14 protein-coding genes are annotated in these 22,138 nt (G+C 73.2%); 3 read left to right on the top strand and 11 right to left on the bottom strand.

What is annotated here, in order from left to right; translation table 11 throughout:
- Positions 1 to 12 precede the first annotated feature (12 nt).
- The 3 genes from ACZ5VC_RS09015 to ACZ5VC_RS09005 all read right to left on the bottom strand — a co-directional run bounded on the left by ACZ5VC_RS09015 (position 13) and on the right by ACZ5VC_RS09005 (position 6,332).
- The gene (locus ACZ5VC_RS09015) at positions 13 to 1,893 is read right to left on the bottom strand and encodes an acetolactate synthase large subunit (protein WP_469119407.1); all 1,881 of its coding nucleotides are present in this window, start codon (positions 1,891 to 1,893) and stop codon (positions 13 to 15) included.
- Between the two features lie 221 nt (positions 1,894 to 2,114).
- Complete coding sequence (locus tag ACZ5VC_RS09010) at positions 2,115 to 5,066, bottom strand: putative bifunctional diguanylate cyclase/phosphodiesterase (protein ID WP_469119406.1); 2,952 nt, start codon at positions 5,064 to 5,066, stop codon at positions 2,115 to 2,117.
- A gap of 315 nt (positions 5,067 to 5,381) precedes the next feature.
- The gene (locus ACZ5VC_RS09005) at positions 5,382 to 6,332 is read right to left on the bottom strand and encodes a 2-hydroxyacid dehydrogenase (RefSeq protein ID WP_469119405.1); all 951 of its coding nucleotides are present in this window, start codon (positions 6,330 to 6,332) and stop codon (positions 5,382 to 5,384) included.
- 47 nt (positions 6,333 to 6,379) lie between these two features.
- Here ACZ5VC_RS09005 and ACZ5VC_RS09000 point away from each other — a divergent pair, with 47 nt between their 5' ends.
- The 3 genes from ACZ5VC_RS09000 (at position 6,380) to ACZ5VC_RS08990 (ending at position 10,036) form a co-directional block, all read left to right on the top strand.
- Entirely contained in the window at positions 6,380 to 7,378 is a 999-nt protein-coding gene (locus ACZ5VC_RS09000) for an aldo/keto reductase (protein WP_469119404.1), read from the top strand.
- Between the two features lie 152 nt (positions 7,379 to 7,530).
- Positions 7,531 to 8,661, top strand: coding sequence for a PQQ-dependent sugar dehydrogenase (locus tag ACZ5VC_RS08995; protein ID WP_469119596.1), 1,131 nt, complete (start codon positions 7,531 to 7,533; stop codon positions 8,659 to 8,661).
- A 292-nt stretch (positions 8,662 to 8,953) separates the two neighbouring features.
- Positions 8,954 to 10,036: a tetratricopeptide repeat protein gene (locus ACZ5VC_RS08990; protein ID WP_469119403.1), complete on the top strand. Its 1,083-nt coding sequence runs from the start codon at positions 8,954 to 8,956 to the stop codon at positions 10,034 to 10,036.
- Positions 10,037 to 10,065: 29 nt separating this feature from the next.
- On the opposite strand, the gene ACZ5VC_RS08985 is transcribed toward ACZ5VC_RS08990, so the two are convergent.
- From ACZ5VC_RS08985 to ACZ5VC_RS08950, 8 genes are all read right to left on the bottom strand, one after another.
- Positions 10,066 to 13,617, bottom strand: coding sequence for a CHAT domain-containing protein (locus ACZ5VC_RS08985; RefSeq protein ID WP_469119402.1), 3,552 nt, complete (start codon positions 13,615 to 13,617; stop codon positions 10,066 to 10,068).
- Between the two features lie 168 nt (positions 13,618 to 13,785).
- Complete coding sequence (locus ACZ5VC_RS08980) at positions 13,786 to 14,742, bottom strand: hypothetical protein (RefSeq protein WP_469119401.1); 957 nt, start codon at positions 14,740 to 14,742, stop codon at positions 13,786 to 13,788.
- A gap of 7 nt (positions 14,743 to 14,749) precedes the next feature.
- On the bottom strand, positions 14,750 to 15,142 hold the full coding sequence (locus ACZ5VC_RS08975; RefSeq protein ID WP_469119400.1) for a hypothetical protein: 393 nt from the start codon (positions 15,140 to 15,142) through the stop codon (positions 14,750 to 14,752).
- Between the two features lie 21 nt (positions 15,143 to 15,163).
- Positions 15,164 to 18,280, bottom strand: coding sequence for a helix-turn-helix transcriptional regulator (locus tag ACZ5VC_RS08970; protein ID WP_469119399.1), 3,117 nt, complete (start codon positions 18,278 to 18,280; stop codon positions 15,164 to 15,166).
- A 7-nt stretch (positions 18,281 to 18,287) separates the two neighbouring features.
- Positions 18,288 to 18,461, bottom strand: a complete 174-nt coding sequence (locus ACZ5VC_RS08965) for a hypothetical protein (RefSeq protein WP_469119398.1) — start codon at positions 18,459 to 18,461, stop codon at positions 18,288 to 18,290.
- Between the two features lie 175 nt (positions 18,462 to 18,636).
- Positions 18,637 to 19,185 (bottom strand): hypothetical protein, encoded by a 549-nt coding sequence (locus ACZ5VC_RS08960; protein WP_469119397.1) that lies wholly within the window; start codon positions 19,183 to 19,185, stop codon positions 18,637 to 18,639.
- A 117-nt stretch (positions 19,186 to 19,302) separates the two neighbouring features.
- Positions 19,303 to 21,561: an MMPL family transporter gene (locus ACZ5VC_RS08955; RefSeq protein ID WP_469119396.1), complete on the bottom strand. Its 2,259-nt coding sequence runs from the start codon at positions 21,559 to 21,561 to the stop codon at positions 19,303 to 19,305.
- A 121-nt stretch (positions 21,562 to 21,682) separates the two neighbouring features.
- Positions 21,683 to 21,961, bottom strand: coding sequence for a hypothetical protein (locus tag ACZ5VC_RS08950; RefSeq protein ID WP_469119395.1), 279 nt, complete (start codon positions 21,959 to 21,961; stop codon positions 21,683 to 21,685).
- Between the last annotated feature and the right edge of the window lie 177 nt (positions 21,962 to 22,138).

Below are 22,138 nucleotides of genomic sequence, written 5' to 3'. Positions count from 1 at the left end.
TTCCTACGGCTCTCAGTCGTCTTCGTTGTCGCCGAAGTCCGGGCGGACGCCACGGGCGGCCATGACCTCGTCGTTGGAGGTGCCGGCGGCGACCATCGGCCACACCTGGGCGTCCTCGTGGACGATGAAGTCGATCACGACGGGGCGGTCGTTGATCGCGTTGGCCTCGGCGATGACCTTGTCCAGGTCGTCGGGGCTCTCGCAGCGCAGGGCGACACAGCCCATGGCCTCGGAGAGCTTCACGAAGTCCGGGATGCGGGTTCCCTTGCGGGGCGCGGTGCTGGCGCCGACCTGCGAGCCGGCCGTGTGGTGGCCGGTGTCGTCGGCGTGCAGGACCGTGCTGGAGTACCGCTGGTTGTAGAAGAGGGTCTGCCACTGGCGGACCATCCCGAGCGCGCCGTTGTTGATGATCGCGACCTTGATCGGGATGTTGTTCAGCGCGCAGGTGACCAGCTCCTGATTGGTCATCTGGAAGCAGCCGTCGCCGTCGATCGCCCAGACCGTACGGTCCGGCCGGCCGGCCTTCGCGCCCATGGCGGCCGGGACCGCGTACCCCATCGTTCCGGCGCCACCGGAGTTCAGCCAGGTGGCCGGCTGCTCGTAGTTGATGAAGTGGGCGGCCCACATCTGGTGCTGGCCGACGCCGGCCGCGTAGATGGTGTCGGCCGGGGCGAGCTGGCCGATGCGCTGGATGACCTGCTGCGGCGAGAGGCTGCCGTCCTCCGGCTGGTCGTAGCCGAGGGGGTAGGTCTCGCGCCAGCGGTTGAGGTCCTTCCACCAGGCGGTGTAGTCGCCCTTGTTGCCCTCGCTGTACTCGGCCTGGACGGCCTGGACCAGGTCGGCGATGACCTCGCGGGCGTCACCGACGATCGGGACGTCGGCCGTGCGGTTCTTGCCGATCTCGGCCGGGTCGATGTCCGCGTGGACGATCTTGGCGAACGGCGCGAAGCTGTCCAGCTTGCCGGTGACGCGGTCGTCGAAGCGGGCTCCGAGGGCGACGATCAGGTCGGCCTTCTGCAGCGCGGTGACGGCGGTGACCGCACCGTGCATGCCCGGCATTCCCACGTGCAGCGGGTGGCTGTCGGGGAACGCGCCCAGCGCCATCAGGGTGGTGGTGACGGGGGCGCCGGTCAGCTCGGCGAGGACCTTCAGCTCGGCGGTGGCGCCGGCCTTCAGGACGCCGCCGCCGACGTACAGGACGGGGCGCTTGGCCTGGGTGATGAGCTTGGCGGCCTCGCGGATCTGCTTGGCGTGCGGCTTGGTCACCGGGCGGTAGCCGGGCAGGTCGGTCTGCGGCGGCCAGCTGAAGGTGGTCTTCGCCTGCAGGGCGTCCTTGGCGATGTCGACCAGGACCGGGCCGGGGCGGCCGGTGGAGGCGATGTGGAACGCCTCGGCGATCGTCCTCGGGATGTCCTCGGCCTTGGTGACCAGGAAGTTGTGCTTGGTGATCGGCATCGTGATGCCGCAGATGTCCGCCTCCTGGAAGGCGTCCGTGCCGATGGCCTTCGAGGCGACCTGGCCGGTGATCGCGACCAGCGGCACGGAGTCCATGTGCGCGTCGGCGATCGGGGTGACCAGGTTGGTGGCGCCGGGGCCGGAGGTGGCCATGCAGACGCCCACCTTGCCGGTGGCCTGGGCGTAGCCGGTCGCGGCGTGGCCGGCGCCCTGCTCGTGGCGGACCAGGATGTGGCGGACCCGCTTCGAGTCCATCATCGGGTCGTAGGCCGGAAGGATGGCGCCGCCGGGGATGCCGAAGACCGTGTCGGCCCCCACTTCCTCGAGAGAACGGATGAGGGACTGCGCACCCGTGACGTGCTCAACGGAGGCGGAGGACTGTCCGCCGTTACGGGACCGCGGCTGCGGATGGTGGGCCCCGGTGGCCTGCTCGGTCATCGGCATTCTCTTCTCGAAGCTGAGGGTTTTCGCGAGGGTTTTAGCTGGTTTTGACTGGTACCAGTGCAACAAAAAACCCCTCGTGCCGTGAGGCAAGCGAGGGGAGCGCGTCGGGTGCTTTCAAGCCGGGCCGTCGTGGCCCTGCTTCAGCCGACGCGCTTTCCAAGTACGAGAATTCGGGTGCGCATGGCAATGACCCTCCCCCCGGCGCACTACCACTGTCAAGTGGGTGGGACGGGCGTCTCAGTATTTGAGCGGATTGGGGGAAGGGATCGGCCACTCAGAACGGGCAGCGCGGCACCCGTCGACGCACCCGCCGGACCGCCTCCCGGAAGGGCCGAAGAGGCGTCCGGCCGGGCAGGTCCGGGGACCGGGTACTCGTCGCGGACCAGGGCGCGCCGCAGCCGGTACTCGTCGAGCGGCCCGGAGAAGGCCATGCCCTGACCGTGGGTGCACCCCATCGCGCGCAGGGCCAGCACCTGCTCGGGCACGTCGACACCGTCCGCCACCGACTGCATACCCAGGTCGCAGGCGATACGGAGGAGCCCGCTCGTGATCTTGTGGAGCCGGGCGGACTCGACGACGCCCTCGACCAGACCTCTGTCCAGTTTCAGTACGTCCACAGGGAGCCGGCGCAGCGCGTTGATGGCCGCGTAACCGCTGCCGAAACCGTCCAGGGCGATGCGTACACCGAGTCTGCGCAGCGCCACCAGACGGTGCTCCAGCTCGTCGAAGGAGGTGCGCGGGTCGCTGTCGGCCAGCTCGATGATCAGCGCGCCGGACGGCAGACCGTGCCGGGTGAGCAGGGCCTCGACAGTGGCGAGCGGCAGCGACCTGTCCAGCAGCCGGCGGGCCGACAGGCGTACCGAGACCGGGACGTGGTGGCCGAGGCCGCGCCGCTCGGCCGCCTGCTCGACGGCTTCCTCGAGCAGCCAGCGGCCGAGCTCCCCGGTGCGGTCGCCGTCCTGGGACGGCGTCTCGGCGACCCTCAGGAACTCGGCGGGGGTGAAGAGGACGCCCTGGGCGGAGCGCCAGCGGGCCTGGGCGGCGACGGAGGAGACGCGGCCGGTGCCGAGGTCGACCACCGGCTGGTGGAGCAGCACGAACTCGCCGTCGTGCAGGGCGGTGCGCAGGCGGGCCGCCAGTTCGGTCCTGCGCACGACCTCTGCCTGCATCTGCGGAGCGTACATCTCGACCCGGTTCTTGCCGCCCGCTTTGGCGCGGTACATGGCCAGGTCGGCGTTGCGCAGCAGATCTCCCGCGCTCAGACCGGGGTCGGCGAACGCGACGCCGATGGAGGCGGCGACCCGGACATCGTTGCCCTCGATGCGGTACGGCTGGGAGAGCGTGAGGCGCAGCCGCTCGGCGATCTCGTGGACCTGGTACTCGCGGGCGCCCCGGTCGCGGCCGCCGTCGCCGAGGATCAGCGCGGCGAACTCGTCGCCGCCGAGGCGGGCCGCGGTGTCCCCGGCCCGCACCGAGTCCTGGAGGCGGCGGGCGGCCTGGATCAGCAGCTCGTCACCGGCCTGGTGGCCGAGGCGGTCGTTGACACCCTTGAAACCGTCGAGGTCGATGAAGAGCACGGCGGTGCCGGGGTCACCGGCCCGACGGCCGCCGAGCGCCTTGCGGACCCGCTCGGTGAACAGGGCTCGGTTGGGCAGTTCGGTGAGTGGGTCGTGTTCGGCGTTGTGGCGCAACTGGGCCTGGAGACGGACCCGTTCGGTGACGTCCCGGCTGTTGAAGATCAGGCCGCCCTGGTGGCGGTTGACGGTGGACTCGACGTTGAGCCACTCCCCCGTGCCGGACCGGAAGCGGCATTCGATGCGGGTGGTGGGCTCCTCCGAAGGAGGAGCGGCCAGAAACCGCCGCACTTCGTGGACCACGCCGCCGAGATCCTCGGGATGGATGAGCGAGGCCAGCTCGGAGCCGACCAGGTCCTCGGCGTCGCGTCCGTAGACCCCCGAGGCGGCGGGGCTCACATAGCGCAGTATGCCGGTGGGTGCGGCGATCATGATGACATCGCTGGAGCCCTGCACCAGGGACCTGAAGTGGTTCTCCTTCTGGGCCAGTTCGTGGGTGAGGGCGATGTTGTCGAGCAGCATGATGCCCTGCCGCACGACCAGGGCGAGCACGACCGTACAGCCGGTGAAGACCACGACGCGGTCCACTCTGCGCCCCTCGACGACGTTGTAGAGGATGCCGAGCGTGCAGACGGCGGCGGCGAGGTACGGGGTGAGGGCGGCCAGGGAGCCCGCGATCGGGCGGCTGGTGAGGCGGGTCCCGAGGGGCGCCCCCGCGCTCTCGGCGACGCGGCGCACGCCCCAGGGGGCGTAGGCCAGGATCAGCGAGCCGGCGAACCAGCCGGCGTCGAGCAACTGGCCCGACCGGTAGTTCTCGCGCAGCAGCGGCGAGGTGAAGAGGGCGTCGCACAGAACCGTCAGGGCGAGCCCCGCGATGGCGGTGTTGATCGCCGACCGGTGGGTGTTGGAGCGGCGGAAGTGCAGCGCGAGCACCATGCTGACGAGAACGATGTCAAGCAGCGGATAGGCCAGCGAGAGCGCGGCCCTGGCGACGGTTTCGCCCTGGAAGTGGGCGGTGTGCGCGAGGGCGAGGCTCCAGGAGAGCGTCAGCAGCGAGCCGCCGATCAGCCATGCGTCGAGAGCGAGGCAGACCCAGCCCGCCCGGGTCACGGGCCTCTTCGCGAGGACGAGGAGGCCGATGATGGCCGGCGGGGCGAAGAGCAGGAAGAAGAGGTCGGCGACGGAAGGGCTCGGCACGGAACGCTCGAGCACGACTTCGTACCACCCCCAGACCGCGTTCCCTGCGGCGGCCATGGCGGACGAGAACGAGAACAGCAGCCACGCGGGGACGAAGCGGCTGCCTCGCGCGCGGGCGTAGAGGAGGCACGAGCCGGAGGCGATGAGGGCGGCCGCGCTGAGCCCGAAGTCCCCCATGATCAGGCTCACTTGCCGGGAGCCCCAGCCGAAGAGCGCCCCCAGCGCGTACCCCGCGCAGACCAGGGCGAGAAGCAGCTGCGAGAGGGAGCCGCCGAGCACGCCGCCCGAACCCCCGGTCCCGCCTCCGCCCCGCGCACCCCAGCCCGGCCCGCCGCTCGGGCCCGCACCGGCGCCCGGGACGCGCGGGCGGCCGATGAGCGCGCCCGGGGCGCTCACCGGAACGCCCCGGTGAGCGACTTCGGATGGCTCGATCGGCTCGCTCGCTCGCGGCGGCGCAGTGGAGCGCGGGAGGGTCGCCGACCCAGCTCCCGCCGCGTCGGATCTCCGGTCCTTCGGCCGTACTTCACCCGTCGCCCCCCTCGGAATCTGATGGCCCGTCACATCGCTCCCCGGCGTCATCTCGCACCCGACGCAGTCCCCCGTTCGGGACGATACACCAGGACCGTCACTCAGCGACAGGGCACCTCTACGCTCCGTGACCAGCAGGGGTGTTGTGTGTACGCAGCGCGCGCGGGCGGCTCCGGAGCGTGCCTATCCCGTGGTGAGCACGACGTTGCGCAGCGGCTCGTCAGCGGCGAACGCTGTGAGCTGTCCGGCCAGCAGACGCTTGGCCCGGGGCATGAAGGCGGAGGTCGAGCCGCCCACGTGCGGGCTGATGAGCACGCCTGGAGCGTGCCACAGCGGGTGGCCGGAAGGCAGCGGTTCCGGGTCGGTGACGTCCAGGGCGGCGGTCAGACGTCCGCTTTCGGCCTCCGCCAGCAGCGCCTTGGTGTCGACCACCGGGCCGCGCGCCACGTTCACCAGGAGGGCGCCGTCCTTCATCCGCGCCAGGAAACCGGCGTCAGCGAGGTGACGGGTGTCCGCGGTCAAAGGAGTGGAGAGCACGACCACGTCGGCCTGCGGGAGCAGGGCGGGCAGATCGGCGAGTGCGTGCACGGGACCGCGCTCCGTAGTGCGGGCGGAGCGCGCGACGCGTACCACCCGCGCGCACTCGAAGGCCGCGAGCCGGTCCTCGATGGCGGCACCGATCGATCCGTACCCCACGATCAGCACGGACTTGTCGGCGAGCGCCGGATAGAAGCCCGCACGCCACTCCTCCGCGTCCTGGCCACGCACGAAGCCCGGGATGCCGCGCAGCGAGGCGAGGATCAGCGCGAGGGTGAGCTCGGCGGTACTGGCCTCGTGGACGCCCTTGGCGTTGCAGAGCCGTACCCCCGCCGGGAGCGAGCCGAGCCCAGGCGTCACATGGTCCATCCCCGCGGAGAGGGTCTGCACGACCCGCACGGAGGTCATGGCGCCGAGCGGCCGGACCGCGATCTCCGGGCCCTTCATGTACGGGACGACGTAGAAGGCGCAGTCGGCGGGATCGGCCGGGAAGTCGGGGCCGCCGTCCCAGAACCGGTAGGTCAGCCCCGCCGCGGCGGGGTCCGGGAGTCCGTCGATCTCGTCGGCCGGAATGGGGAGCCACACATCAGCAGTCATGGTCAGGAGGTTAGTTTGGGGAACGGCACAAGGAGGGGTACGGGGAGTTGGAGCGCAGGACAATCGGGGCGACGGCGCTCGAAGTGGGAGCGATCGGCCTGGGGTGTATGCCGATGAGCTGGGGCTACAGCGGTTCGCAGCAGCGCGGCGACCGGTCCTTGCGCACGGTGCACGCCGCGCTCGACGCCGGTGCGACCCTGCTCGACACGGCCGACATGTACGGGCCGTTCACCAACGAACTGCTGCTGGGCCGGGTGCTGAAGGAGCGCCGGGCGGACGCCTTCGTCGCCACCAAGTGCGGGCTGCTCGTCGGCGAGCAGCACATCGTCGCCAATGGGCGCCCCGGGTACGTGCGGCGCGCCTGCGACGCCTCCCTGCGCCGGCTCCAGACGGACGTCATCGACCTCTACCAGCTGCACCGCGCCGACCCCGAAGTGCCGGTCGAGGAGACCTGGGGGGCGATGGCGGAGCTGGTGTCCGCCGGGAAGGTGCGGGCGCTGGGGCTGTGCGCGGTGGGGGCGCGGGCCTCGCGCCGCTCGGGGGCGGGGATGCATGACGGAACGATCCGCCAGCTGGAGCGCGTACAGCAGGTCTTTCCCGTGAGCGCGGTCCAGGCCGAGCTGTCGGTGTGGGCGCGGGAAGCGCTGGATCGGCTCCTTCCGTGGTGCGAGGCGCGGGGGGTGGGCGTCCTGGCCGCGATGCCGCTGGGCAACGGCTTCCTGACCGGGACCCTGACCCCGGGCGGCGGCTTCGAGCCGGACGACCTGCGGGCCCGGCACCCGCGGTTCACGGCCGAGATGATGGCGGCGAACCAGCCGGTCGTGGCGGGTCTGCGGCGCGTGGCGGCGCGCCACGGGGAGCGGGTGACCCCGGCGCAGGTGGCGCTGGCGTGGGCGCTCGGGCGGGGGCGGCACGTGGTGCCGATCCCGGGGACGAAGCAGGAGCGGTGGGCCGTGGAGAACGCGGCGGCGGCCGGTCTGGAGCTGACGGCCGAGGACCTGGCGGAGATCGCGGCACTGCCGGCGGCGCGGGGTTCCTGGGACTGACACCCGGGCGGGCGGGCGGTTACCGGACCCGTCGAGGAGATCGGGAACCTGATCCGGGCGAGCGGTGTATGAAGGGGAGAGGTGCGCGAGACGCGGCTCCCACCGCCGTTGGGAAAGGGATCAGAACTGTGCGACGTCCTGCAGTGACGGCCATGCTGGCCACCGCCGTGCTGGTGCTGTCGGCCGGGTGCTCGTCCGGTGACGCCCCGGCGCCGACGGGTGGTTCGAGCTCCGCGCCGCGTCCGTCCGGCTCGGTGCCGGCCGCTCCTTCGCGTACGGCTCCGCCCGCGAAGGGGTCGGTGACCGTGGTGGCCACGCTCACCGAGGGCCTGAAGTCGCCCTGGGGCCTCGCGGCCCTGCCCGACGGCGACTTCCTGGTCTCCTCGCGCGACGAGGGCACGATCACCCGCGTCGACGCGGAGAGCGGGCGGAAGACCGAGCTCGGGTCGGTGCCGGGGGTGGCGCCGGCGGGCGAGGGCGGGTTGCTGGGACTCGCGGTGTCGCCGTCGTTCGCCACGGACAACATGGTCTATGCCTACTTCACCACCGCGTCGGACAACCGCATCGCGCGGCTGCTGTACGACGAGAGGAAGCCGGCCGGCCAGCAGCTCGGGGCGCCGGACACGGTGCTGAGGGGCATCCCCAAGGGGACCGTGCACAACGGCGGTCGGATCGCGTTCGGGCCGGACAAGATGCTCTACGCCGGTACGGGAGAGACCGGCGAGACGGGGCTCGCCCAGGACAGGAAGTCACTGGGCGGGAAGATCCTGCGGATGACGCCCGACGGACAACCGGTCCACGGCAATCCCTCGGCGGACTCGGTCGTCTACTCGTACGGCCACCGGAACGTGCAGGGGCTGGCCTGGGACGCCGACAAGCGTCTGTGGGCGGCCGAGTTCGGGCAGAACACCTGGGACGAACTGAATCTGATCGAGCCGGGCGGGAACTACGGCTGGCCGGAGGTGGAGGGCAAGGGCTCCAAGGCCGGGTTCGTGGACCCGGTGGCCCAGTGGAGGACGTCCGAGGCCTCGCCGAGCGGGATCGCGTACGCCGAGGGCTCGATCTGGATGGCGGGTCTGAAGGGAGAACGGCTCTGGCGCATCCCGCTCTCCGGGCCGCGCCGGTCCGCCGATCCGCAGGCCTTTCTGGAGGGGAAGCACGGCCGGCTGAGGACCCTTCTCGCCGCCGGTGGTGACAAGGTCTGGCTGGTGACCAGCGAGACGGACACCCGGGGCACGCCCGGGCCCGGCGACGACAAGATCCTCCAGCTGCGGGTGAGGTAGCGGGCGGGCGAGGCAGCGGGCGGACGACGGCGAAGGAGCCGGCATGGCCGATCGGAACACGTCGGGACGGAGCCGGTGGCCCTTCCGCAGGCGCGGGGCGACTCCCCCGACCGGGGCGACTCCTCCGACGGGAGGGGCGAGCGGACCGGGGGACGGCGCGGCCGGGGAGAGCCCACGGGAGTCGGGGGCGCCTCAGGAGGGGGCCCGGCAGGAGAGGGCTGAGGAGAGGGCCCCGAAGGAGAGGGCCCCGAAGCAGCGAGCGCCTCGGGAACCGTCCTACAGCGAGGGCGAGTTGCCGTCCCTCGGGTCCTACCGCTCCACCGTGCGCGACGGCGAGAACGGCATCCCCGTGGTGGAGATGCAGCTGCGGCTGACGCCGTCCGGTGCCATCCGCCTGAAGCTGGAGCACCTCGCCCGCGAGCACGGCGCGCACGACCCCCGGGTGGTGGACCTCTCGTTCGAGCTGGCCCGTGAGTTGCGCGCCGAGGGGCAGTTGGAGGAGGCGGAGGAGGTGTACCGCTGGGTCCTGGCCGAGCGCAGGGCGGACCTGGGGCCCGTGCACCAGGACACCCTCGCCGCGGAGCGAGCCCTCGCGGCCCTCCTGGAAGTGCGCGGGAGGCCGCAGGAGGCCGAGCGGCTGCACCGCTCCCTGCTGACGCGGCGTGAGCGGGTGCTGGGCGCCGATCATCCGGACACACTGGGCTCGATGGCGGACGTGGCCCGGGTCACCCGGGCCCTCGGGCGGCTCGACGAGGCCGAGGAGTTGTGGCGTGCTGTCCTCGCGGGGCGGACACGCGTCCTTGGCGCGGAGCATCCGGACACGCTCGTCGGCCGCGGGCACATGGCCGGACTGTTACGCAGCCGCGGCCGGCTGGAGGAAGCCGAGGACGCCTACCTGTCGTTGCTGCGCGACGCCGAGCGCGTGCTGGGCCCCGACGCCCCGTTGACCCTGAGTTCGCGGGCCAATCACGCGGCCGTGCTGTTCCACCGCGGCCGTGTCGCCGAGGCCGCCTCGGTGATGCGGACCGTCGCGCGTCGCTTGGAGGAGATCAACGGGCCCGACCACATGGACACGCTGGAGGCACGCGCCAACCTGGGGGCCGCCCTTCAGGCGCTGGGCGAGGGCCAGGAGGCCCTGGAACACCTGCGGGCGGCGACCGAGGGACTCGCGCGGATCCTCGGTGCCGACCATCCCGCCGTGCTGGAGCGCAGGACCAGCCTCGGTGCCACCTTCCACCACGCGGGCCGGCACGAGGAGGCCGAGCGGGAGTGCCGTACGGTCCTCGCCGCGTACGAGCGGCTCTACGGGCCCGGGGACGCGCGGACGGCGGAGGCACGGGGCAACCTGCGGCTGGTGCGGGCCGCACGGGGATAGGGGCGCCCGGGGGGCGGCGGGCCGGAGGGTCAGGGGCCGACGTGGACGTGCGCCCCCCACAGCGACGGCAGCAGGGGGAACTCGGCGTGGGCCTCACGGACCGCGGCGTGGAGCGCGTGCGCGGCACCGTCCGGGAGGGCGGCGTAGAAGCGGCGGGCGATGCGCGGGGCGATCTCGTCCGCGACGGGCCACAGGGTGCCCACGACATGGCGGTACCCGGCGAGTTGGAAGGCGTTGGTGATGTGGATCGCCTCGTCCGCCAGCTCGTGCCGGGTCCGGGAGGTGGAGCAGCTGGACAGATAGGCCAGGTCCGCCCCCGAGGGCCGCAGGGCCGAGATGTCGGCGACGGTGAGCGAGCGTTCCAGGTGGTCGTGGGTGAGGATCCGGGAGGCGGACGGGTCGTCCGGGTCGGTCAGGGCGTGACAGACGAGGTGCGCGGAGGCGCTGGTGCGCAGGGCGTCCCGTACGCGCTCCCGGGTGGCCTCCTCGTCGGCCAGCAGCCGGGCGGCGGTCGCGCCCGGCAGAAGGGGCGCGACCGCTTCGGCCTCGTCCAGGGCGTTCGGCAGGGGTGCGGCGCCCGGGGTGTTCCGTATGGCCACGAGCAGCGGCGTGCCTGGACCCATGGTGCCGGGCTCCGGCCGGCGGCGGGCGTGGTGCAGGGCGCCGATGGTCGGGGTGTAGGAGGAGACCGCCAGGTCGAGCGCGCAGCGCGGGTGGTCCGGGTCGGCGCGGGTGCCGTGATAGCCCGCGGCGTGCAGGGGCAGGAAGGCCAACTGGCCCTGCGGGCACCACCAGATCCGGCGTGGAGCGGTTCCCGTCGCCGCGGGTTCGGTGTAGCCGAGACGCTGGAGCACCGGTCCGGTGATCGTGTCCCAGAGCCATTCGAGGACCCCGGAGACGGCCTCCTGCGCGGACCAGATGTCCTCCAGCGAGGCGCCCTTGCGGGAGGCGTCGCGGGTGGCGGCGAGGAAGGTGGCGACCTTCTCCGTCACGGCCTCGGAGACCGTACGCAACGGCAGGACGTCGATCGTGCCGCCGGCCACGATGAGGGCGTCGCAGCGGATGCTGATGTTGACGAGGACGACGGGGCCCTCGCCGGCCTGGCGCAGGATCTCCTGGGCCGACGGCGGGAGCAGGAAGTCGTCGAATCCCGGCAGTGCCCGGATGTGGTGCAGCAGCCCCTGCCATTGGGCGGCCCGGGCGCGTCGGCGCTCGGCGGCCTGGGCAGGGCCACCGGGGAGCGGCGGAGCGGAGGGCGCGGCCGGCCCCTCGTCGTTCTCGTCGCGCAGTCGGAGGAAGTGGTCGGCGAGATCGGGCGCCGCCGTGCGCAGCCGTTCCACGTCGAGTTCGCGGGTGCGCAGCAGCCGGCCGAGGAGGACGCCCCGGCCGTGCTCCAGGACTTCCAGGGCCTGTTCGTACCGGCCGGCCTGGACGGCGTACGCGGCGGCTTCCGCGGCCAGACCGGGCCGCTTGGCGAGGGCGTACTGCTGGTCGCTGCGGGTCAGGCTGCGGGTCGCCAGTTCGGGCAGGAGGGCGGTCGCCGCGCACAGCTCACGCGTGGCCGTCTCCCAGTCCTCCATCACGCCGGACACCTGGCCCCGGGTGACATGGGTGCGGAGCCGGTCGAGCACCGGCGCGCCGGGGACCGCCGCGGCGTCGCGGGCGGCGCCGGCCGCCTCGGTCAGCAGATCCCGGTCCCCGGTGCGCAGATGCAGTTGATGCAGGCATTCGGCGAGAGCCAGGCAGGGGCTGATCCGGTCGGGGTGGTCCGCGGGGCGGGAGCGCACGACGCCGCGCAGCAGCTCGACGGACTCCTCGAGGTCGGTGAGGTCCTGGCCGATCTCATAGCGGGAGCGCAGGGACTGGGCGAGGTTGTAGCCGCTGGTCTCCTGGTCGGCGGGGAGCAGGGCCCGGGCGCGGCGCTGGAGTCCGATGGCCTCGTCGAGGTCGGCCGCCGCGCCGCCCGCGTGCTCGAAGCGGACGAGGAGCGCGGAGGCGAGGTTGCCCAGGAGGGCTCCTTGCTGGTCGCCCCGGTCGGTGGAGACGGCCTGCCGGTAGGCGTCGAGCGCCGCGTCCAGGGCTTCCCCGCGCCCGGTGTGGCGGTACCTGGCCAGATGGGTGTCGCCCAGGTGGACGAGCACGGCCGCGCGGTTGACGTGTCCTTCGGGGAGGACGAGGAGGGCCTGCCGGCAGAGCTCGGCGCTCTGGTCGAGATCGGCCGTGTCGCCGTGGAATTCGAAGCGCTGCTTCAGGCAGGCGGCCAGGCCGGCCTGGTGCACGGCCCGGTCGACGGCGTATGTGTCGTCGGCGTCCGTGCCGTCGGCGTCCGTGCCGTCGGGGTCCATGCCGTCGGTGCCCTGACCGGCCAGGGCCGTCCGGTGCACGGCGATCGCCTCGTCCAGGTCAGCCGCGCCGCCCCGTTCGTGGTGCCGGTGGCGCAGGGCGTCGGCGAGCATCGAGCGCAGGGCGGAGAGGTTGTGGGCGGTGGGCCGGGGGGTCTCCACGGCCGCGCGGAGCAGGGCGACGGCCCGGTCCCGGTCGCCGGGCTCCCCGGTCAGGTCGTGCCGGACGCCGTATGCCGTCGCCAGGGATCCCAGCAGCGCGCCGCGGTTGAGGCCGTCGGGCGGCTCCGCCGCGACGGCGCCCTCCAGCAGGGCGATCGCCTGGCTCGCGCGATGGGGGTCCGCGGTCGTCCGGGCGCGTCCCAGCAGAGCCTCGCCGGCCTGGTCGGCGGCCGCGGCGTGCTCGAAGGTGCCCGGGCGGGTGGCCGCGGCGAACCGCTGGAGCAGCGCGATCGCGGTGTCCAGGTCGTCGAGGCCGCCTCCGTCCTCGTACCGCTCCCGCAGCGCCGATGCCAACGCCTCCAGCAGGGGCAGGCGTTCGGGACGGTCCCGCGGCAGCAGGGCCAGCGCCTCCGCGTAGGCGTCGATGTGCTCGTCGCGCCGGGCCGGGTCACCGGTCAGCCGGTACTGGGCGCCCAGCGCCGAGCCCAGATTGACCAGCCGGGCGGCGCGGTCCGGATCGTCCGCGGGGGCCAGGCTCAGTGCGTGGCGGTACAGCCGTACGCACTCCGCCAGGTCGGCCGGGTCGGCGCCGGCTTCGTAGCGGTCGAGTAAGGACTCGGCGAGGCCGCCGAGTTGGGTGGGCAGTTCCGCCGTCGCTCCGGACAGCTCCTCGGGCAGTGCCCGGTACTGCCAGGCGATGGCTTCGTCCAGATGGGCGGGGTCGCCGGTCGCCTGGTGCAACTGCCGCAGGGCGCGGCCCAGTCCGTACGCGTACGCGGGCCGGTACTCGTGCCCGGGCGGGGCGGCGTCGAGGGCCCTGCGGTAGAGGACGACGGCGTCCCGGAGCGGGGCGAGTGCGCCGGAGCGCTCGTGGGTCATCACCTCGGTCAGGGCGAGGTTCCTGAGGTGCACATGGCCGTGAGGGGTGAGGGGGGTCATGGCGGACACGGTCTGGCGGAAGAACGTCCGGGCGCGTTCCAGGGCGGCGGGGTCGCCGGTGCGCAGATGGACGTCCAGTTCGCGCATTCCGAAGGTGTGCAGGACGGTGACGCGGTCGTCGCTGGTGTGAGCGCCCATGGCGTCCACGGTAGAGCGCCGGGCGCCGCCTCGGGGGCGAGTGAGCCGAAGTGGTGCTCCCCGGTCCGCAGAACCGAGCCCTGAGCGGGATCGGGGTGTTCGTAGCGGTCCGCAGAACCGAGCCCTAAGCGGGATCGGGGTGTTCGTAGCGGTCCGCAGAACCGAGCCCTAAGCGGGATCGGGGTGTTCGTAGCGGTCCGGCGGCGGCAGGCCCTGGCGCCAGGAGGCGCACAGGGCCCGGGCGAGGGTCCGTTCCTCGGCGAGGTTCGCCGGCAGCGGCAGGTGCAGGCCGCTCAGGAGGTCGAAGCGGTGCAGGTCGAAGGCGGTGCGTACGGCGTCCCCATAGGCGAGGGCAGCCTGGACGGCGCCGTGGTAGGCGAGGCAGGCGACGGCCAGCGGGATCAGCGCCAGCGTCAGCCACCAGCCGCTGGAGCGCAGCAGGATCGCCGCGGTCAGCGCGGTGACGCCACCGGTCACGCTGAGCCGTACCGCGGCGTCGAGGGAGTCGCGGGCGTCGTCGACGAGTGCCCGTGACCGCTCGCCGAGTACGAGATAGAGCCGGGGCCAGGCGATGGCCGCGTCCCAGCCGTGGTCGCGGCCGGCGGTGTCGAACGTCGCCGTGAGCACATTGCCGAGGGCGGTGGGCCTCACGAGGTGGTCGGGCAGCGGGTAGCGGCGGCGCAGCCGGGCGGCCGCGGCTCCGGCCCGCTGTACGTCCTCGGCGCTCACGGCGTCCGCCCCGCCGTCGGCCGCCGCCCCGGGCAGGCGCGTACGGCGCTCCAGCCGGGCCTTGCGCCGGCGCTGCAGGGCGAGGCCCACGCCGGCGCCCAGAAGGCCGGGCCGGCCGCCCTCCAGGAGTCGCACCATGGCCAGTTGGAGGGGCTGGAAGACGACGGCGACGACGGTGATGCCCGCCGCGATGAGCAGTGCCTCGCCGATACCGAGGCCGGCGGCGGTGTCCCAGGCCCGGCGCATCGACAGCGGCCCGCCGGGGGCGCCGGCCCACACCAGCCACAGCAGGCTCAACGCGCCCGCGTACGTGGGCAGATAGGAGACCAGGAAGAACCGCCCGGAGGCGAGTTGGGACGGCGCGCCGGCGGCCGCGCCGAGGCTGATCTGGCTCACCGGCGGCTCACCGCAGGTCCATGGGGCCGTGGCCGGGTGTCTCGCAGAGCGGCCGGTAGCGCTCGTCGTAGAAGGCCGTGGCGGCCGTCCGTTCGCACGAGGCGCAGCGGAACATCAGCAGGGTGTACTGGGTGGACTCGGCCGGCTGGTGCGCCCGGTCCTCCTCACCGGCGCTCCGTACGACTCCGAGCGCGCGCAGCGTGCGCAGGTGGTCCGGGCCGGTGGCGCCGACGGTCCGGCCGCCGACGACGAGCACCACGCCGGCCGGTGTGGGACGCGTCGCCAACAGCCGTTCCAGCACGGCCGCCACGTCGTCCAGGGAGACGCCGTCGGGCACCTCGAGCCGGGCGGCGTCGTCCGGCACCTCACGCCGCTGCTGGACCAGCATCGCGTACTTCATTCCAGGGCACTCCCCGCGTCCTCAGACCGCCTCCTCCAGGAGGTGGAGGCGGTGTGCCAGGGCCGCTGCCTCGCCCCGGCCGGCGACGCCCAGTTTGGCAAGGATGTTGGAGACGTGGACGCTCGCCGTCTTCGGGGAGATGAAGAGTTCCTCGGCGATCTGGCGATTGGTACGGCCGGCCGCGACATGGCGCAGGACGTCCTGCTCCCGGGGGGTGAGGCCGAAGCCGTCCTCGTCGGGGGCGGGGGCGGGTTCCGGGGCGGCCAGGGAGAGGCGCGCGCGGGTGGCGAGGAGTTCGACACTCTCGCGCAGCGGACGGGCGCCGAGGTCGACGGCCACGAGGTGGGCCTCGCGCAGCAGGGCCGCGGCCTCGTCGCGTCTGCCGCCCTCGACGAGGAGCGCGTCCGCCCAGCGGTGCCGGGCCCTGGCCAGGTCGTAGGGACGCTCCAGCGGTCCGAAGGCGACGGCCACCTCCGCCCAGCGGTCCGCCCTCTCCAGCCCCTCCGCGCGGGCCAGTTCGGCCGACACGAAGAGGGAGTGGGCCACCCACACCGCCTCCGGGGCCGCCAGGCTCCTGGCGATCGAGCGGATGAGGGCCAGCGCCTCGGCGCGGCCCTCCGCCGCGGCCGGGAGCCCCCGGGTGTCGGCCTCGGCGGTGACGGCGGCGAGGAGCAGCGGCCAGCCGTAACGCTGGGTGCCGGGCGGGAATCCGGCTTCGGCGGCCTCCGCCAGTATCGCGCGGGCGTCGGCGAGACGGCCCTCGGCGACGGCGATGGCGAGCGCGACCCCGGCCATGGGCAGGGTGTACTGCATCATCGGGTCGTGCTTGCCGTACGCCTCGCGGGCCAGCCGCAGATACTCCGTGGCGGCGGTCAGCTCGCCGCGCGCCACCGACAGTTGGGCCAGCCGCAGCGCCGCCGAGCCGCGCGGCTTGGCGCTGTAGGCGATGCGCTGGAGCCGGATGGCGCCGTCGTAGGCCTCGTCCCAGTGGCCCATCGACATCTGTGCCTCGGTGAGGTTGCCGAGGATCCAGCCCTCGGGGTCCAGGAGGCCCCAGCACTGGGCGAGCTCCAGACCCTCACGGGCGACGACGGCCGACTCCCGGGAGCGGCCGACGCTCTCCAGGCTGGAGGAGAGGTTGGTGTGGGCCCGGGCGGCCTCGCTGACCATGCCCAGCTCGACGGTCCGGTCCCGCACGGCGTACATCTCGGCGAGCCCGCGCTCGATGTCGCCGGAGTCGGTCATGAGGGCGCCGAGGGTGAGCCGGGCGTTGAGCTCCATCTCCTCGGCGTTGACCAGCCGCGCGTACTCGACGGCGCGCTCGGCGGCGGCGAGGGTCTCCAGGCCGGGCGCGTGCAGCATGCCCCAGCCGGCGGCGCTGGCCAGCACCTGGGCGTGGACGGCCGACGGCGGCAGGCCACGGACCAGTTCCTGGGCCGTGGCGAGCTCCGCCCAGCCGTCGCCCCGGGCCAGGCCCGCGACGAGCCGTGAGCGCTCGATCCAGAACCAGGCGGCGCGCGCCGGGTCGGCCTGGCCGTCCTTCTCGCGGCCGTCGCCCTCGATGAGCCGCAGGCCCGTCTTGACGATTTTCAGGGCTCGTTCGCGCTCTCCGCACAGCCGGGCGGCGACGGCCGCCTCGGCGAGCAGGTCGAGGTAGCGCAGCGGGGTGGTCTGGGGGTCGCAGCCGCACGGCGGGTAGGCGCCGGCGTAGTCCATGGGCCGCAGCGAGTCGCGCACTTCACCCGGGACCTCGTCCCACAGCTCCATGGCCCGCTCCAGCAGCCGGAGTTGCTCGGAGTAGGCGTGGCGCCGGCGGGCCTCGACGGAGGCGCGCAGCACGACGGGAAGGGCCTTGCTGGCGTCGTGTGCGTGGTACCAGTAGCTGGCGAGCCGGGTCGCGCGCTCGTCGGCGCGCACCAGCGCGGGGTCGGCCTCCAGCGCTTCGGCGTAGCGGCGGTTGAGCCGGGAGCGCTCACCGGGCAGCAGATCGTCGCTGACGGCCTCGCGGACCAGCGAGTGGCGGAAGCGGTATCCCTCGCCGTCGGGCACGGCGAGCAGGATGTTGGCGCCGACGGCGGCGCGCAGGGCCTCGATGAGGTCGTCGTCGGCCAGCCGCGCGACGGCGGCGAGCAGGTCGTACTCGACGGTGGAGCCGCCCTCGGCGACGATCCTGACGACCTTCTGGGCGTCCTCGGAGAGCGCCTCGACCCGCACGAGCAGGAGATCGCGCAGTGAGTCGCTCATGCCTCCGGAGACACAACCGCTCTCGTGGCAGACGACGAGTTCCTCGACGAAGAAGGCGTTGCCGTCGGAGCGGCCGAATATCTCGTCGACGAGCGCGGGCGCGGGTTCGGCGGCCAGGATGCCGGTGAGCTGGCGGTGGACTTCGGTGCGGTTGAACCGGGGCAGCTCGATCCGCCGCACGGTCCGCAGCCGGTCCAGCTCGGCCAGCAGGGGCCGCAGCGGGTGGCGCCGGTGGATGTCGTCGGCGCGGTAGGTGCCGACGACGACGAGCCGGCCGCGGCGCAGGGTGCGGAAGAGGTAGGCGAGCAGATGCCGGGTGGAGGCGTCGGCCCAGTGCAGGTCCTCCAGGGCGAGGACGATCGTACGGTCCGTGGCGAGGCGCTCCAGGAGCCGGACGGTGAGCTCGAAGAGCCGGGCCGTGCTGTCCTCGTGGTAGGCCTCCTGGCGGTTGGCGTCGCCCAGTTCGGGCAGCAGCCGGGCCAGTTCGCCCTCCTGGCCCGCGGCGGCGGCGGCCAGTTCGTCGGGCAGCCGCCGCCGCAGGGCGCGCAGGGCGGTCGAGAACGGCGCGAAGGGCAGCCCCTCGGCGCCGATCTCGACGCAGCCGCCGACCGCCACCACGGCGCCGCGCTCGGCGGCCTCGGCGAGGAACTCCTCGACGAGGCGCGTCTTGCCCACACCCGCCTCGCCGCCGATCAGCAGCGTCTGCGGCTCTCCCCCGGACCCCGAGGCCCCGGAGGCGCCGCCTGCGGAGGCGCGGGCGAGCGCGTCGGTGAGGGTGGTCAGTTCACCGGCTCTGCCGACGAACACCGGACTGACGGACGAGTTCTCCACGTCGCCGAGCATCGCACAGACCTCGGACAGTGCGGCACCCTTGATCGGGACCACCGTCGCCATGGGAAGGTCACGCGGCCCGGGCGAAGGAGTCCCGCAGTGAATTCACCGGCCCCTCTGGGGCGTTGTCACTGGACCGGCGGGCGGCGCGGCGGGCCTTGCGGGCCTCCTTGGCCAGGCGCTGGGCGGAGGCCTCGCGGATGAGCTCGGCGTGGCGCATCTGCTGGATCTCGTACTCGAACATCTCGTACTCCCTGGGTCTTTGAGGTATCGCCGTCTTGCGATGTCTCAACTCTCGCGTCCCAGGGGGTCTCCCCACATCGGGAGTGTGCCGCATGTTCGGGGCCGGGGGTGCCTTAGACGGCGGCCCGGGGTCTCGGGTACGCCCTAAGGCCCCGCCCGGACCGCGCCACCAGGCCTTAGCCGGCCGGGGTGGGCATCGGTACGAGCAGGTCGAAGTACATGACGGCGGACAGGAGCAGTCCCAGGGCGCCGAGTACGGTTCCTGCGACTGCGACGGCCCTGACCCACGCCGGGCGCTGCGGGCGGGCCGCCACGACCAGGCCGGCGATCACCGCGAGGAGCCCGAAGACTCCGTTGACGAGGGCGGTGCTGTGCCAGGCGTCGCCGTAGATCGCGGAGATCTGCTGGGCGGCGGTGCCGCTCCGGGAGGTGGTGATCTGGCCGATGAGCGTCTCGCGTTCGGCGACGACCCGTCCGAGCCAGGTGCCGGTGAGGGAGGCGAGGCCGAGGCCGGCCGCGACGACGGCGGAGGCTCCCGCGACGAGCCCGGAGGGGGTGGCGGCATCCTCGTCGTCGAGGGTGGCCATGAGGTCGTCGTCTGTGACGTCGAGGGCCTCGTCGTCGGTGGCGTCGAGGGCGACGGCGACCTGGTCGTTGACCACGTCGTCGGGCCGGGAGGGGACGGCGGGGACGTCTGCGGATGTGTCGGTCGTCGTACGGTTCATGCGTTGCACGCTAAGTGCCGAATCTGAGATTCCTCTTAACGGGACCGGCTCGGCAGGGCGCGTTCCCTCAAGTGGCCCGGACCGCCCGTATCCCGGGTCGTGGCCCCCGGGGCGGGGTCATGGGGTCCGGGTCTTCTGACGGTCGGACCCCTGCTCCTGGATCGTCACCCGCGGCCCGACGACGCCGGCTCGGGCGGTGACGGCCTCCCGGTACTCGGGCGGTTCGATGCTGATGCGCGGCAGACGCCGGTCGAGCCAGCGCGGCAGCCACCAGTTCGCGCCGCCCAGCATGTGCATCAGGGCCGGTACGAGGAGTGTGCGCAGCACGAACGCGTCCAGCGCGACGGCGGCCGCGAGCGCGATGCCGAACATGGCGATGACACGGTCCCCGGACAGGACGAAGGCGAGGAAGACGGAGATCATGATGACCGCCGCCGAGTTGATCACCCGGCTGGTCTCGGCGAGGCCGACCCGGACCGCGCGGCGGTTGTCGCCGGTCTCCAGCCACTCCTCGTACATCCGGCTGACCAGGAAGACCTGGTAGTCCATGGAGAGCCCGAAGAGCACCGAAACCATGATCACGGGCAGGAAGGGTTCGATCGGGCCCGCACTGCCGAGGCCCAGCAGCTCGCTGCCCCAGCCCCACTGGAACACCGCCACGACGATGCCGAAGGCGGAGGCGACGGCGGCCACGTTCATCAGGGCTGCCTTGAGGGGGATGCCCAGGGACCGGAAGGCGACCAGCAGCAGCAGACAGCCGAGCGCGATGACGACCCCGACGAAGAGCGGCAGCTTGCCGACGATGATCTCGGCGAAGTCGTCGTATCCGGCGGTGACACCTCCGACGTGCACCTCCAGGGAGGTGCCCTCCTCGGCGTCCGGCAGGACGTCCTCGCGGAGCCGGTCGACGAGGCCGCTGGTGTCCTGGGACTGCGGCGAGGACTCCGGTACGACGGTGAGAACGGCGGTGTCACCGGTGCTGTTGTACGTGACCGGGCCGACGGACGCGACACCCTTGGTGGCCCCGAGAGCGGCGGGCAGCTCGCCGAGCGCGAGCCGGTCGTCGGCGCCGTCGATCTGCGCGACCAGGGTGAGCGGCCCGTTGACCCCGGGCCCGAACCCCTCGCCGAGCAGGTCGTACGCCTGGCGGGTCGTCGCGGTGGCGGGCCCGTTGCCCTGGTCCGATGTGCCGAGATGGAGCGAGAACGTCGGCAGCGCCAGGATCAGCATCACGACGGCGGCGACCCCGCCGAGGAGCTTCGGGTGGCGCTCGACGAACACGGACCACCGGGCCGCAAACCCGGTGGGGAGCTCAGGCTGCGGGCCGTGCTCGGCGAGCCGGGCGCGCTCACGGCGGCTGAGTGCCCGCATCCCGATGAGGGAGAGCAGGGCGGGCAGCAGCGTCACGGACGCGGCGACGGTGAGGACGACGGTCAGGGACGCGGCGATGGCGACGCCGTTGAGGAAGCTGAGCCGCAGGATCAGCATGCCGAGCAGCGCGATGCAGACGGTGGCGCCGGCGAAGACGACGGCCCTGCCGGTGGTGGCGACGGCGTTCTGGGCTGCTTCGGGGACGCTCAGGCCGCGTTTGAGGCCCTTGCGGTGGCGGGTGACGATGAAGAGCGCGTAGTCGATGCCGACGCCCAGGCCGATGAGCAGGCCCAGCATGGGGGCGAAGTCGGCGACCGTCATGACATGGCCGAGCAGCACGATGGCGGAGTAGGCCGTGCCGACGCTGACGAGGGCGGTCGCGATGGGGAGGGCGCTGGCGGCGAGCGAGCCGAAGGCGAGGAGGAGGACGACGGCGGCGACCACGACGCCCACGATCTCGGCGAGGTGTCCGCCCGGGGCCTGGGTGAGGGCGACGGCGCTGCCGCCGAGCTCGACCTGGACGCCGTCGGTGGCGGCCGCCTTCGCGGTCCGGACGAGGGCCTCGGCCTGGGCCTCGGGGATGTCGTCGGCCTGCCGCTCGAAGGTGACGGTGGCGTACGCGGTGTGTCCGTCGGCGCTGATCCGGCCCTGGCCGTGGCCGATGGAGCCCTCGGAGCCGTAGGGGCCGACGACCGAGGCGATGCCGGGCAGACCGGCGACCTCGTCGAGCATCCGGGTCATGCGCTGTTCGACCGCGTCGGCCCGGACGCTGCCCGCGGCGGGCCCGGTGTGCCAGACGATGGTGTCGCTGTCGCCGCCCTGGCCGTGGAAGCCCCGTTCGAGAAGGGCGACGGCGCGGCCGGACTCGGTGCCGGGGACCTCGTAGTCGTTGGAGTAGGCGCTGCCTGCCACGGCCGCCGCGGTGGTCACCCCACCGAGGGTGGCGAGCCAGAGGAGTACGGCGACAAGACGGTGCCTGACGCACCATCGCGCGATAGCTGCCAACGGACGGGCTCCCTGGGTGGTTCGTGGATCTTTATCGGGAATAGCCCGCAAAGAACGCAAGACCTACGGAGCATCCATGGTCGCAGCCGAACGAGATCCTTTGCCCCATTCGTGGCGATACTCACAGGGATGCGCCGGGCCCGGCGCGGCGGCCCCGCTGGACGCGCCCGGGCCGGGTCAGCCGGAGACTCGTGGCGGTCGACGCGCGAGGACCTCCGCGCGGCCGTCGGAGCCCGTAACCGCGACGGGCGAGGGGCACGGCGACGAAGCCGCGACGGGCGAGGAGCGCGGCGGGGCGCGGCGTCCCGGCCGCGACCACCGAGGGGCCGGAGTCCAGCCGCAACCGCCGAGGGGTGGAGCGGCAGCCGGAACCGCCGAAGGGGGCGGCGGCAAGGCTCACCCCGGGACCGGAACCGACGGGACCCGCCGGAACCGCCGAGGGGGGGGGGGGGGGGGGGGGGGGGAGGGGGGGGAGGGGGTGGGGGGGGGGGGGGGGGGGGGGGGGGGGGGAGAAGGGGGGGGGGGGGGGGTCGCCTTCGAAGAGTGTTGCGAAGCCTGCTCCTTGGTAATGCGGGTC

The sequence above is a fragment of the Streptomyces sp. NPDC033174 genome (assembly GCF_055577795.1).
This window is presented reverse-complemented; position numbering and strand designations above follow the sequence as displayed.

Excerpts from the sequence above, each read along its gene's own strand:
- ACZ5VC_RS08970 (WP_469119399.1), bottom strand. The coding sequence starts at position 18,280 with ATGGCGACGGTGGTCCCGATCAAGGGTGCCGCACTGTCCGAGGTCTGT.
- ACZ5VC_RS08995 (WP_469119596.1), top strand. The coding sequence starts at position 7,531 with ATGCTGGCCACCGCCGTGCTGGTGCTGTCGGCCGGGTGCTCGTCCGGT.
- ACZ5VC_RS09015 (WP_469119407.1), bottom strand. The coding sequence starts at position 1,893 with ATGACCGAGCAGGCCACCGGGGCCCACCATCCGCAGCCGCGGTCCCGT.
- ACZ5VC_RS08960 (WP_469119397.1), bottom strand. The coding sequence starts at position 19,185 with ATGAACCGTACGACGACCGACACATCCGCAGACGTCCCCGCCGTCCCC.
- ACZ5VC_RS08985 (WP_469119402.1), bottom strand. The coding sequence starts at position 13,617 with ATGGGCGCTCACACCAGCGACGACCGCGTCACCGTCCTGCACACCTTC.
- ACZ5VC_RS08975 (WP_469119400.1), bottom strand. The coding sequence starts at position 15,142 with ATGAAGTACGCGATGCTGGTCCAGCAGCGGCGTGAGGTGCCGGACGAC.
- ACZ5VC_RS08965 (WP_469119398.1), bottom strand. The coding sequence starts at position 18,461 with ATGTTCGAGTACGAGATCCAGCAGATGCGCCACGCCGAGCTCATCCGC.
- ACZ5VC_RS09005 (WP_469119405.1), bottom strand. The coding sequence starts at position 6,332 with ATGACTGCTGATGTGTGGCTCCCCATTCCGGCCGACGAGATCGACGGA.